This window comes from Oceanobacillus piezotolerans, assembly GCF_003665065.1.
GTDB classification, from domain to species: domain Bacteria; phylum Bacillota; class Bacilli; order Bacillales; family Amphibacillaceae; genus Oceanobacillus; species Oceanobacillus piezotolerans.
The window spans coordinates 185,100-198,362 of record NZ_RCHR01000005.1; the positions used below are offsets into that span (position 1 = coordinate 185,100).

General features: G+C 38.0%; 12 protein-coding genes and 1 riboswitch. Of the genes, 7 read left to right on the top strand and 5 right to left on the bottom strand.

Annotation, left to right across the window (positions count from 1 at the left end; translation table 11 throughout):
- Positions 1-124: 124 nt before the first annotated feature.
- Positions 125-664: a hypothetical protein gene (locus D8M04_RS14775; RefSeq protein WP_121524180.1), complete on the top strand. Its 540-nt coding sequence runs from the start codon at positions 125-127 to the stop codon at positions 662-664.
- A gap of 34 nt (positions 665-698) precedes the next feature.
- Here D8M04_RS14775 and D8M04_RS14780 read toward each other — a convergent pair whose 3' ends face one another.
- On the bottom strand, positions 699-1,337 hold the full coding sequence (locus D8M04_RS14780) for a YpmS family protein (protein WP_121524181.1): 639 nt from the start codon (positions 1,335-1,337) through the stop codon (positions 699-701).
- 4 nt (positions 1,338-1,341) lie between these two features.
- Entirely contained in the window at positions 1,342-2,244 is a 903-nt protein-coding gene (locus tag D8M04_RS14785) for an SGNH/GDSL hydrolase family protein (RefSeq protein WP_121524182.1), read from the bottom strand.
- A gap of 368 nt (positions 2,245-2,612) precedes the next feature.
- Here D8M04_RS14785 and D8M04_RS14790 point away from each other — a divergent pair, with 368 nt between their 5' ends.
- Entirely contained in the window at positions 2,613-4,328 is a 1,716-nt protein-coding gene (locus tag D8M04_RS14790) for an ABC transporter ATP-binding protein (RefSeq protein WP_121524183.1), read from the top strand.
- 149 nt (positions 4,329-4,477) lie between these two features.
- Here D8M04_RS14790 and D8M04_RS14795 read toward each other — a convergent pair whose 3' ends face one another.
- Both D8M04_RS14795 and rarD read right to left on the bottom strand, forming a co-directional pair.
- Positions 4,478-6,196, bottom strand: coding sequence for a PLP-dependent aspartate aminotransferase family protein (locus D8M04_RS14795; RefSeq protein WP_121524317.1), 1,719 nt, complete (start codon positions 6,194-6,196; stop codon positions 4,478-4,480).
- Between the two features lie 74 nt (positions 6,197-6,270).
- Positions 6,271-6,388: riboswitch (SAM riboswitch) on the bottom strand.
- 65 nt (positions 6,389-6,453) lie between these two features.
- On the bottom strand, positions 6,454-7,353 hold the full coding sequence (rarD, locus tag D8M04_RS14800; protein WP_121524184.1) for an EamA family transporter RarD: 900 nt from the start codon (positions 7,351-7,353) through the stop codon (positions 6,454-6,456).
- 147 nt (positions 7,354-7,500) lie between these two features.
- Here rarD and megL point away from each other — a divergent pair, with 147 nt between their 5' ends.
- From megL to D8M04_RS14815, 3 genes are all read left to right on the top strand, one after another.
- Entirely contained in the window at positions 7,501-8,679 is a 1,179-nt protein-coding gene (gene megL, locus D8M04_RS14805; RefSeq protein WP_121524185.1) for a methionine gamma-lyase, read from the top strand.
- A gap of 275 nt (positions 8,680-8,954) precedes the next feature.
- On the top strand, positions 8,955-10,397 hold the full coding sequence (cls, locus tag D8M04_RS14810) for a cardiolipin synthase (protein ID WP_121524186.1): 1,443 nt from the start codon (positions 8,955-8,957) through the stop codon (positions 10,395-10,397).
- A gap of 29 nt (positions 10,398-10,426) precedes the next feature.
- Positions 10,427-10,930, top strand: coding sequence for an acyl-CoA thioesterase (locus tag D8M04_RS14815; protein ID WP_121524187.1), 504 nt, complete (start codon positions 10,427-10,429; stop codon positions 10,928-10,930).
- Positions 10,931-11,091: 161 nt separating this feature from the next.
- On the opposite strand, the gene D8M04_RS14820 is transcribed toward D8M04_RS14815, so the two are convergent.
- On the bottom strand, positions 11,092-11,430 hold the full coding sequence (locus D8M04_RS14820; protein WP_121524188.1) for a winged helix-turn-helix transcriptional regulator: 339 nt from the start codon (positions 11,428-11,430) through the stop codon (positions 11,092-11,094).
- 235 nt (positions 11,431-11,665) lie between these two features.
- Here D8M04_RS14820 and D8M04_RS14825 point away from each other — a divergent pair, with 235 nt between their 5' ends.
- Together D8M04_RS14825 and D8M04_RS20600 are read left to right on the top strand one after the other, a co-directional pair.
- On the top strand, positions 11,666-12,895 hold the full coding sequence (locus tag D8M04_RS14825; protein ID WP_121524189.1) for an aminopeptidase: 1,230 nt from the start codon (positions 11,666-11,668) through the stop codon (positions 12,893-12,895).
- Positions 12,896-12,987: 92 nt separating this feature from the next.
- Positions 12,988-13,122 carry a hypothetical protein gene (locus D8M04_RS20600; protein WP_281277136.1) on the top strand — a complete coding sequence of 45 codons (135 nt, stop codon included), beginning with the start codon at positions 12,988-12,990 and terminating at the stop codon, positions 13,120-13,122.
- Positions 13,123-13,263 lie beyond the last annotated feature (141 nt).

A 13,263-nucleotide genomic window follows, 5' to 3' on the forward strand; every position in this document is an offset into this window, starting at 1 on the left:
ATTCCGTATCTTAACCGTACCTACTATTATTGTCTAAAATGCAAGAAAAGCATTGAAAAGCCTGGAAAAGCTTGTACAATGAGAATTAGTATCTATTTCATCTTATTCGGGGGAAGGGAGCACGTTGAAAAAGAGAACGATTTATTTACTGTTTACAGATACAGGTACGTATTTGTCAAGGGCAATTCATTTTTATACAAAAGAAGCTTTAAACCATGTTTCCATCAGCTTTGATTCCAGGCTCGAAGAAGTATACAGCTTTGGCAGGAAAAATCCGCGGAATCCATTTATTGGTGGCTTTATCAAGGAAGATGTTCAAAGCGCCTTCTTTAAAAAGGCCAATTGTGCTATCTATCGCTGTACGCTTACGGAGGAAGAATATGCTGTAATTTTTAATAATATAAAAGCCATAGAAGCAAGAAAAAATGATTATCGATATAATTTTATTGGATTATTCGGTGTTCTATTGCAGATTCAAATTCATCGGAAATCAGCTTATTTTTGCTCTCAATTTGTTGCTACCGTTTTAAAGGATTTAAATGCCTTTCAGTTTAGTAAACCAATTTGTTTCATTACACCGAATGATATCCGTAAGCATGAAGAATTAGAATGTATCTATGCTGGGAAACTAGTAGATTATCAACCTGCAGATGATGTTGCATAAAAGAACCAATAAGAACCATCATTGTTCTTATTGGTTAATCATTCTGGAGGCTGTCAATACCAAGAGTTTCATATGGAATATCAATTCGGAATGCCAGATTGTTTGCCTCTAGATCAATCCGCTCCACTGCGACCTTAAAGTTACTCTTCACATCCATATCCGTTACTGCCACATAAATCTCCTCATTTTTAGGATTTATGGTTACCCATTCTGGCATATCTAGGTATTTATCCATATATTCCATGATTTTTTGATTTGGCAATGCAAGCAATCCGACCGAAATTGACTTTTGCTTTAGAATAATATCCCCGTTCTCTAGTACAATAGGCTCCAGATGAATCGATAATGGGACGGTTGAAGAGAAGACGGGCAGTTCTCCCATTAAATGAACATCATCCTCTAAGGAAACACGATATTTATGTTTTGAGCTATCTAATACCTGCTCAATATAGGCGTTGATCAAATCATTCAAATTTTGCTTTGTTGTACGAACGATGAATGAAGAACTTTCGCCTTCTACGGGAGCGTGTTCAACAATTGGTTTATTTTCCTGTACTGGCCAAAATATGAGACTTATAAGAATTAGAATGATTAGGATGTTTAATCCTAGTAAGCTATAAAAAAATACTTTCCATTTGCTTTTATCTTTTCTCATGTCTTTTCTAGTAGACATGTGATCAACTCTCTTCATTTGTAATATACTCTAAAACCCTCCCGGCAATAAGATGATACCCATTGTAATTAGGATGGAAATTATCCTCAGCTAACAGGTTTACCTCCGATTCATGGAACAGATCGTCAGTAGGAATGTACGTAATGTTTTCATGTTGGTCCGCAAGCGTATTTGTAGTATCATTCCAAGCATCCGCAATCATTTGCAGCTCTTCAATATCCTGGAAATATCTTTCAAAAGGGTTATAGAAACCAATTAAGTAGATTTGCGAATCTGGGTTTAACTCGTGCAGGCGGTTAATAATCTCTTCTAAATTTCTCTCGAAAACTTGGCGCTCTTCAACAAATTGCTTGATAGTTAAATTGGTTATATTTTCTTTAACAACTTGCATGATATCATTTGCCCCTATGGTAACGAGAATCATATCGGCTTTTGCTAAAGCAGAAACCATTTCTTCATCATTATTCAATCGAGATAATAATTGGTCAGATCTCGAACCTCGTTTTCCAAAATTGCTAAATTCCGCAATGTCTCTATCCCAATTAATGGTTCGTTCAATAATACCAACATAGCCACCGCGCTCTGTTTCATCTCCTACTCCTTGGGTTAAGGAATCTCCAATGGCAACTACTTGAGTTTCCTTTCGAAAGAATTGAAGGGTGTTCTGTATGGCTTCCGTAATTCGATCAGGGAGCTGGACTTGTTCATTTTCTGCTGGTTCACCTTCTGGTATTGGTTGGGGTTCATTCATTTGTATCTCCGTTTCATCCAACCCGTTTTCTTCTCTTTGTGATTCTTGGAGAGTAGGGTTGATTAATGTCGGTCTTGAAGATTCTTTTGGAATGAAAATAAATGCTGTTACTAATCCAATAATCATAGCAGCAAGTAAGAAGTACCTTTTTTTCATCTTCTATTCACACCCATGCTATTTAGCGATGTTTTACTATATAATATGGCCATTCATTTTATTTGTCCATGTAGAGCTATACTTCATATTTTACACAAAAAGGGAAAAGTTAAACTTTATCCTTTGTGAAAATGGAACGAAGGATGGTATTTAATAGAGGAATCATTTGTTACTGACACACAAATGTTAATCTGCACACTGAGAAGGATTAGACTAGAAAATCTTTGCTTCATGAATTTTTCCGAGTTATCGAATAGATTGATGACGAAAAGCCAGAGACCGTGCCGATCTTTAAGAAACTAGTATTGCCAAGGATTCTAATTAACCTTATAATTTCAGATAGACTGAAGAAAAGGATGGTGCAGCTATTGATACGTCGTTTTTTCTCTTATTATAAACCGCATAAACGTTTATTTATTGTCGATTTTACTGCTGCAATAATCGTAGCGATTTTGGAACTTGCATTTCCGCTTGCTGTCCAATGGTTTATCGATGATCTGCTGCGGGGGGATGATTGGAATATCATTGTAACAGTTGGTGTACTACTATTATTGGTTTATATTCTAAGTACATTTTTGCAATATGTCGTAACCTATCTAGGGCATAAACTTGGTGTCAATATTGAAACGGATATGAGGCAAGACTTGTTTAATCATGTTCAGAAGCAATCTTTTCGATTTTTTGATAATACCAAGACAGGACATATTATGAGTCGAATTACTACCGATCTCTTTGATTTAGGAGAATTGGCGCATCATGGACCAGAGGACTTATTTATTTCCATGATGACTTTTGTTGGTGCCTTTATCATTATGTTTACTATCAATCCTGTGCTGGCAATGGTTATATTAGTCGCTGTACCTATTCTGATTATGCTGATTACATTTGGTAATATACGAATGAATAAAGCGTGGAAGAGAATGTATGAAGATATTGCAGGAGTGAATGCACGTGTGGAAGATGCTGTATCTGGAGTACGGGTCGTTCAATCGTTTACAAATGAAACATTTGAAATGGATCGGTTCTCAACGGATAATAAGAGCTTCCGGAAAGCGAAAATCGGTGCATATAAAGTGATGGCAATCGTCCACTCCAATATCTACTTGCTCATGCGGTTAATGACATTAGTCGTACTAGTTGCTGGTGCATGGCTTACATTTAACAACATGCTGACATATGGCGAGCTTGTCAGTTTTATCTTATTTGTCAATGTGTTAACAACACCGATTAATAAAATAACTGCCTTGCTTGAAATGTACCCGAAAGGAATGGCTGGTTTTAAACGATTTACAGAATTGATGGATGTTTCTCCTGATGTGAGGAATAGAAAGGATGCTGTCGAAGTTAATCATTTAATGGGGGATATCTCCTTTAAAGATGTTACATTTGGCTATGAACATGGTAATACCCCTGTATTAAAATCGATTAATTTTGACATACATGCAGGAGAAACGGTAGCATTTGTCGGTCCATCTGGTGCAGGGAAAACGACAATTTCCTCCCTGATTCCACGATTCTATGATGTTAATGACGGCAGTATCAAGATAGATGGAATTGACATTCGCGATATGACAAAAGAATCACTTAGGAAGCAAATTGGTGTGGTGCAGCAGGACGTATTCCTGTTTACAGGAACGCTTCGTGAGAATATCGCCTATGGTAAACTTGATGCTACGGATGAGGAAATTGAATTAGCAGCAAAACGTGCACATATGGAAGAGTTTATTAATGAATTGCCGAACGGCTATGATACACAGGTTGGTGAACGTGGGTTAAAACTATCTGGAGGACAGAAGCAGCGGATTGCGATTGCACGTATGTTCTTAAAGAATCCCCCAATCCTGATTTTAGATGAAGCAACATCTGCCTTGGATACAGAAACAGAAATGATTATTCAAAGAGCATTGAATGAACTCGCGAAGGATCGGACAACCCTTGTGATTGCACATCGATTGGCTACTATTAAAAATGCAGACCGAATTATGGTGGTAACCAAGAAGGGGATTGAAGAAGAGGGGAGCCATGAAGAATTACTGAAACAAGGTGGAATCTTTGCCCACTTGCATAATGTGCAAATGAGCTAATGAATTGCTTGCATTGAGTTAAACATTCATTTATCTTATGAAAACCGAAAGAAACACCGGGCAAATTCTGCCTCGGTGTTTTTTCATTGACTAATTTTTTACTTTTTCCTATTTCAAACAATCTGACTTCTAAAAAGGTACAATTTTAATTATACGTATGCTTCTGCTTGTTTTTTATTTTCCCTTAAACGAACAGCCTCTTCGTATGGATTGTTGTTCGTGATAACCGTAATTCCGGCTGCCTTCGCATTCTCAACTGTGTTTTCTGCATCATCGGTATTTTCTAACCAGATAATTTTAACCTGCTTATCAATAGATTGTAAGATATCAGATCCAGGTACATTACCATTTACCCAAACCGCATCCACATCACTGGATATCTCAGATAGAGACTGATAATCTGTATTTCCTTCTTCCCCAAAAGAAATTACTTCGTAGCCTAGTGCTGCAAGTCTCTTAGCAGTCTCATTCTTCTCTCCATAAGTTGCAATTACTTTTTTACGAATTCCTTCCGTACGGTCGAATGGAGAAGATAGTAACCATCTAACTGCATCTTCTTCTGTTTCTTGAATAGTTGGTTCTTCACCAGTTGCTTTTGCGATAGCTTGATCTAAATCTTTTAGAATATCAGTTGTAGACTCAAGACCAATGGATAATCGCACAAGCTCTTCAGATACACCACTCTTCTTCAAATCCTCTGCACTCAATTGTTGATGTGTCGTGGATGCTGGGTGAATAATTAAGGACTTTGCATCCCCGACGTTGGCAACATGAGACCATAATGTAATGTTGTCAATTAAGGTTCGTCCTGCCTCACGACCGCCTTTAATTCCAAAAGTAATAATCGAACCGAAGCTGTCCTTCAAGTATTTCAGTGCAAGTTGATGTGATGGGTGATCTTCTAAACCAGGATAGTTGACCCATTCCACTGCAGGGTGGTTCTTTAAGTATGCTGCAACTTCTTGTGCGTTTTTACCATGACGTTCGATACGTAAATGCAAGGTTTCTAACCCTTGTAATAATAGGAACGCATTTTGTGGACTTAAGCATGCCCCAATATCACGAAGAAGCTGAACTCTTAATTTCAATGCAAAGGCAGGAGCTCCGAGGTCGGCAAATACGAGTCCGTTATAGCTTTCGTCTGGCTCAGTGAATCCAGGAAACTTACCATTTCCCCAGTTAAAACGTCCACCGTCGACTACTACACCGCCAATCGTTGTTCCGTGGCCGCCGATCCATTTCGTTGCAGAATGAACAACAATGTCAGCTCCCCAAGTAAGTGGCTTCGCAACATAAGGAGTAGCAAATGTATTATCAATAATAAGCGGGATTCCATTTTCGTGAGCAATCTCGGCTACAGCTTCCACATCAAATACATTCAAGCTTGGATTTGTAATAATTTCACCAAAAATGGCTTTTGTTTTGTCTGTAATAGCATCTCGGAAAGCTTCTGGGTTCGTTCCGTCAACGAACTTTACGTTAATACCGTATTTCGGTAAGGTGTTGGCAAAAAGATTATAAGTTCCGCCGTATAAATTACTGTCTGTAATAATTTCATCGCCAGCATTTGCCAGGTTAAGAATCGCTAAAGTAATGGCAGCCATTCCTGAAGATGTAGCCACTGCAGCAACACCATCTTCCAAAAGTGCGATGCGCTGTTCAAAAGCATCCTGTGTAGGATTCATAATTCGTGAGTAAATATTACCTGATTCGGCTAAACCGAATAAGTTCTGCGCATGCTCTGTATCACGAAAAACATAGGAAGTAGTTTGATAGATTGGGACAGCTCGAGAGCCTGTGGTAGGATCTGGCTGTTGTCCTCCATGTAGTAAAGTTGTTTCTGGGTTTTGATAATGAAAGTTTGTCATAATAATTCCTCCTCCATAAATTAAATGAAAAAGCCCTCTTCCTAAGAAGAGGGCTTGGTATGTACGCATGCCTCCTCTTATCTTCCAGGTCTTATGTGACCTGTAGGATTTAGCACCGTAAAATTAGAAATACTCACTTTTCCGGTTGCCGGGCTTCACAGGGCCTATTCCCTCCGCCACTCTTGATAAGAGATAAAAATTATCTGAATTTAAAGCTAGTATAGAGTTTTCATTTAAGTTTGTCAAGCCTTAATTTTTCACACATGACGCTGACGCATTGGACGTTTATAGGTAGCTCCCATATAAATAATTAATGCCGACCAAATAAATAGGAAAGCGATAAAATGGGATAACGTAAAGGCTTCATTGTATAAAAACACACCACTGATCAGCATAAGGGTAGGGGCAATATATTGTAAGAATCCTACCATGGATAGTGGAATATTTTTGGTCCCACTTCCAAATAGCAATAGTGGTACGGCAGTAGCAACTCCTGCACCGATCAGTAATAGATTTGTAGTGGAAAACCCATTACTTATCTGGAAAGAGTGCTCTGGCAAGAAAGCCAGGAAAATCAATGCAAATGGTGTGACAAGCAATGTCTCAATAGTTAATCCAAACATGGAACTCAGCTGAACTGTTTTTTTCAGTAAACCATAGAAAGCAAACGTAATAGCGAGGATGAGGGACACCCAAGGGATTACACCAAAGCTGATCGTTAAATAAAGAACACCAATACCTGCAAGAATAAAGGAAATATTTTGTCTCCAAGTAGATTTCTCTTTCAATACAATCATTCCTAGTAAAATACTAATTAGCGGATTGATATAATAACCAAGGCTTGCTTGTAAGACATGATTACTATTAACCGCCCAAATAAAGGTGAGCCAATTCAAACTAATAAGGACTGAAGCAAGGGTAATGCTGAAAAGTTTCTTCCTATCCTTCATTAACGTTTTTGACTCTTTTATAAAGACATTCCAGTTACCCGTTATAAAAACAATAAAAATCATGAAGATAAATGACCAAACGATACGATGGGCGAGAATTTCCCATGCGGGAACTCCGTCCATCCATTTCCAATAGATTGGGAGAATACCCCAGATAATATAAGAAAGGGCAGAGTAGAGAATCCCCAGTCTTACTTGCTTTTCCATAATACACCTTCTTTAATTTAGATTAAATATAGTGTAGGACCAAAGCAATGATAAATCAATAAGATAATATAGAAAGCGTTTACATTTAAATCGATTTGAACATATACATAGTAATAGTAATTCATTATTGCATGGGAGGTTAGTGAAATGCAAAAACCGAGTAGATTTGAAACAAAAGTGATTCACGAAGGTTATAATGCACGGGATATGCTTGGAAGTCTGACACCCCCTCTATTCCAAACCTCAACTTATGTATTTGATTCTGCAGAACAAGGAGAGAAACGTTTTAAAGGAGAGGAAGAAGGATATATATATTCCAGACTAGGAAATCCGACGGTAGAAATTCTAGAAGAGAAAATCGCTGCACTTGAAAAAGGGGAAAGAGGACTAGCCTTTGCCTCTGGAATGGCAGCTGTTTCTGCAATTCTGCTTTTTCTAACGAAGACCCAAGACCATATTATCTGCTCCGCAGGATTATATGGATGTACATTTGGGCTTCTTTCCATGATGAAAGAAAAGTACGGTATATCTGTCGATTTTTCAAACATGCGTACGGAGGAGGAAGTTCGTTCTCTTATCAAACCAGAAACATCTGTGATTTATATTGAGACGCCGATTAATCCAACCATGCAGTTAATTGACTTAGAAAAGGTAGTCAAGGTGGCTAAAGAGGCTGCGATTCCTGTCGTCGTTGATAATACTTTCTCAACACCTTATCTACAAAGGCCGCTTGAAATTGGCTGTGATGTGGTCATTCACAGTGCAACGAAATATATTGGAGGACATGGAGATGTTATTGCCGGCTTACTAGTTGGTAATAAAAAACTCATAGAAGAAGTTGCTATGACGACAAGGAAGGATATAGGCGGTATTATTTCTCCTTTTGATGCATGGCTTCTGCTGCGTGGCTTAAAATCCCTGCATGTAAGAATGGACCGCCATTGTGATAATGCAGAGAAACTTGTAGAAAAGTTAAAGAACCATCCAAAGATCAAGCATGTTTATTATCCTCATGAAGAGCAAAACCCCAATTTTGAAATTGGCAAAAAACAAATGGCGCGTGGTGGAGGTATGATTTCTTTTGAAATGATAGGAACGAAATCCGATGTGCAACAATTTCTGAATAGGCTCTCCCTCATTAAAATCGCTGTAAGTCTTGGTGATGCTGAAACATTAATTGAACATCCAGCAACAATGACACATGCCGTGGTCCCAGAAAAGGAAAGGCAATCAATGGGCATAACAGACCAGCTGGTCCGTCTCTCTGTTGGTTTAGAAGCCTGGGAAGATATCTGGGAAGATTTAAAGCAGGCATTAGAAAAATAAATTCCATTATTGTAATGGTTTGTAAGGATTGTGAAAGACTAGAAAGAAATCTCCTGTATGGAGCCAGAAGTCAAATGAAAAAGCTATATATGAAATAAAGTAAATTAAATATATGGTGAATCTGACTTCTGGTTATGGATCCTTCTGCATACCTATGGAAGCCCAAAGAATAACTAAACCATCATTTCTGTGCTATATTAAACATGTATTACTTTTTTTACTTCACACAACAAAGTATCGCTGAGGCTAAGGGAAAGTTAGAAGGGAGTTAAGCGGTGGTAATACTAACTTATTTACTAGGATTTATTGTAATTACAAATATCATTTTAGGTATTTCTATTGTATTTCTAGAAAGAAAAAGTCCTTCATCCACCTGGGCTTGGTTAATGGTCCTTCTCTTTATCCCAATTCTAGGATTTATACTTTATTTAATCTTTGGAAGACCAATTAATCGAAGACGTATTTTCACTTGGGACAGAAAAAGCAGAATAGAGGTTAAAACAACTGTTCAAAAGCAAATACTTGCTCTGGAAGAAGGGAGATTTGCATTTAGACATAAGGAGATGGAGGAATTCTCTGATTTAGTTTATTTGCATCTTCGCAACGATGAAGCGATATTAACTCAAGATAACGCAGTAAAGATTTTTACAGATGGCGAGGAAAAATTCAGTTCCCTTATTCAAGATTTGGAAAAGGCAACGGACCATATACACATGCAATATTATATTTTAAGGCATGATGAGCTAGGAGAACGAATTGCAAAGGTGCTAAGGAGAAAGGCAAGAGAAGGACTTGAAGTTCGAGTTCTGTATGATGATATGGGTTCACGCTTATTAAGAAGAAAGTTTATCCATCAATTAAGAGATGCTGGTGCAGAGATTGAAGCTTTCTCACCTGCGCGGCTTTCCAGAATTAACTTTGAAATTAATTACCGAAATCATCGTAAATTAACCATTATTGATGGAGATATAGGATATATTGGTGGTTTCAATATTGGGGATGAATACCTAGGAAAGAGTAAGCGGTTTGGTTACTGGCGTGATACCCATCTGCGGATTGAAGGACATGCCGTACAAAGCATGCAAACGCGATTTTTATTAGACTGGAATCATGCATCAGAAAATGAAGTGCAATATGATGATAGGTATTATGAAGTAGAATCCAAGGGTGAGGTTGGAATACAAATTGTAACCAGTGGTCCAGATTCTGAATGGGAACAAATAAAGAATGGCTATATTAAGATGATTATGTCTGCAAAAAAATATATCTATATTCAAACACCTTATTTCATCCCGGACGAGAGCCTGCTAGATGCTCTCCGCATTGCTGCCTTTTCGGGCATAGATGTAAAGTTAATGATCCCTAATAAACCGGATCATCCATTTGTTTACTGGGCGACCTTGTCCCATTGTGGGGATCTATTGAAAGCAGGAGGAGAAGTCTACATTTACCAAAATGGCTTTTTGCATGCCAAAACAATTGTTGTGGATGGAGAGATTGCTTCTGTAGGTACAGCAAATATTGATGTTCGAAGCTTTAGATTGAACTTTGAAGTAAATGCATTCCTTTATGATTTAAATATTGCAAATGAACTTGTAAAGGAATTTAACAACGATATTATGAAATCCACCCAAATGACTTATAAATTGTATGAGAAGCGGACAATTGGGGTTCGTTTTAAAGAATCAATTTCTCGTTTACTCTCACCTGTGTTATAGAATACAACCTAAGGAGGACCCTTATTATTATGGAAAGAAAGCCTTGTTCAAATTCAAAAGTAGTAAAAACAACGCTTGTTTTCCCGCCAGATACAAATCATCATGGTACCCTATTTGGAGGAAAGCTGTTAGCACATATAGATGACGTTGCCTCTATTGCAGCAATTAAACATGCAAGACAGCCGGTTGTCACAGCCTCAACAGATTCAGTTGATTTCTTAGCACCAGTTACTGTAGGGCAATCGATTCATTTAGAGGCTTATGTAACATGGACACATCATACTTCTATGGAGGTATTTGTTAAAGTTATCACAGAAAATCTGATGACGGCAGAAAGAACCGTTTGTAACACGGCGTTTTTAACGTTTGTTGCGATTGATAAGAATGGCAGGCCTGCACCCGTACCTGAGGTATATCCAGAAACGGAGCAGGAAAAAAGAATGAACGAAAGCGCACCGGCGCGTGCGGAACAACGGAAGAGAAGAAGAGAGAAGTCAAAGGAATTTGCAAACAAGATTGGGTTACAAGAATGACAGAAAAGGACTGTTATTAAGTTTAGACAGTTTCAGAAACAACTCCATGAAACTCCAGCAAAAAAGCCCGTCAAATAGGACGGGCTTTTTTGCTGTATTAGTAGAAGATATATGGATTAATGTAATGTACTAGCGTCAACTTTTCATGAATGATACAGCGATTATCCTTTTAGTTGTGCTTCTTCATTTACTTCTTCATGCGTAATATGATGATCAGCCCAGCTTTGGATTTCTTTGATAACCGGCTCTAATGCTCTACCTTTTTCGGATAGGGAGTATTCGATTCGAACGGGAAACTCAGAATAGATTTTACGATCGACAATCCCTTCCTTTTCTAACAGTTTTAATCGGTCAGAGAGTAATCGCCCGCTGATAGGTAAATCGGCTTCCATTTCCGAAAAGCGCTTTTCACCTTCTAACAGATCAAATAGAATAAGCCCAACCCAACGTGTGCTTAATAGACCCATTGCTTTTTCGAAACGAGGGCATAAAGTCTCCATCCTGATCACCTCAATCTATATTGGTATTTACTATATTTATGGTTATCATGTTAATTACGAAAAGTAAGTGTTACTATTATATTATCAAAGTTTCAAGCTTGAGTAAATAGTATTACTAGTAATTTTAAATATTGCAAATATTACTAGGTCATTGGATACATTATACTTTAAATAATTGGTAATTCAAGTATTTTGTGGAATAATGAGGAAAGATAAAAAAATAGGAGGCAAGAGTATGGTTCATTTCGAAACATTGGAGAAGTATGCAGAGTTAGCCTTAAAAACAGGGGTTAATCTGCAAAAAAATCAAGCATTAATGATAAATGCACCAATCGAAGGAGCAGATTTTACTAGAATTGTTGCAAGAAAAGCATATGAATTGGGTGCAAAAGAGGTACATATTAATTGGGTTGATGATGAGTTAACTTTGCTGAAATATGAAAATGCTCCAGATGAGGTTCTTGTTAATTTCCCTGATTGGAGAGTGAAGCTTCATGATATGTATGCAGAAGATGGAGCAGCGGTATTAAGTATTCGCTCAACAAATCCAGACCTATTGCAAAATATAGATCCAAAGCGCGTTGCACTTGCTAACAAAGCATCTGCTGAGGCGATGAAGAACTTTCGTAAGTATACGATGAATGATAAGATCACTTGGTCGATTATTTCCATACCATCACGTGATTGGGCGCAGAAAATCTTCCCAGAAAAGACAGCGGAAGCAGCGGTAGAAAGCTTATGGGAAGCAATCATTAAAATTGTGCGAGTGGATCAGAAAGACCCAATCGCTGCTTGGGATGAACATAATCAAGCTTTAAAGAGTGCTCGTGAAGTGCTTAATGAGAAAAACTTTAAAAAGTTAGTGTTTAGAGCACCAGGGACGAACTTAGAAATAGAGCTTCCAAAAGGCCATTTATGGAAGGGTGGATCTGCAGTGGCAGAATCTGGTGTAACCTTTAATCCGAATATGCCGACAGAGGAAGTTTTCTCTATGCCGCATAAATATGGGGTAAATGGTACGGTTTCTAGTACAAAACCATTAAATTATAGTGGAAGTGTGATTGATAACTTTAGTCTGACTTTTAAAGATGGGAAGGTTATTGATTTCAAAGCTGAACAGGGCGAAGAAGTACTGCGCCATTTACTTGATTCGGATGAAGGTGCTCGTCGTTTAGGAGAAGTTGCATTGGTTCCAGATGAATCTCCTGTCTCCCAATCTGGCTTAATTTTTTACAATACATTGTTTGATGAAAATGCATCCTGCCATATTGCATTAGGAAAGGCCTATCCTACTAATATAGAGGGCGGTTCTTCGATGAGTGAAGATGAACTAGATAAGCATGGAGTGAATGATAGTCTTATCCATGTCGACTTTATGATTGGCTCTGACCAGCTTGATATCGATGGGATAAAAGCAGATGGATCTACGGAAGCTGTATTCCGGAATGGAACATGGGCATGGTAATAACGGCAGAGTAAATAGGAACAAATGTAAAAAGCTGCATTTCATTTCTAATTGGAATTGCAGTTTTTTACTGTTTGGAAGGGGACCGAGGGATGGGGGAGAACATCTTTGCATTAACAGAGACAATGATTGTTGCTGGAATAGGCGGTTATATCTTCAAAGCTCATTCATCTTCCATTTTAATGATTGGTATGTCATTTGTTCTAGGCATATTATTAACCTATTAATAACGTGGCACTTCCAAACTGCCATGTTAGAAATGACCCCAGGAGGATTTTTTTGAGATGGTGTTTACAGCATATGCAATAGGTGGGATCCAGCCATCGTAAGTCCTTTTCAATTAATTCGAATACTGATCATTGTTATTG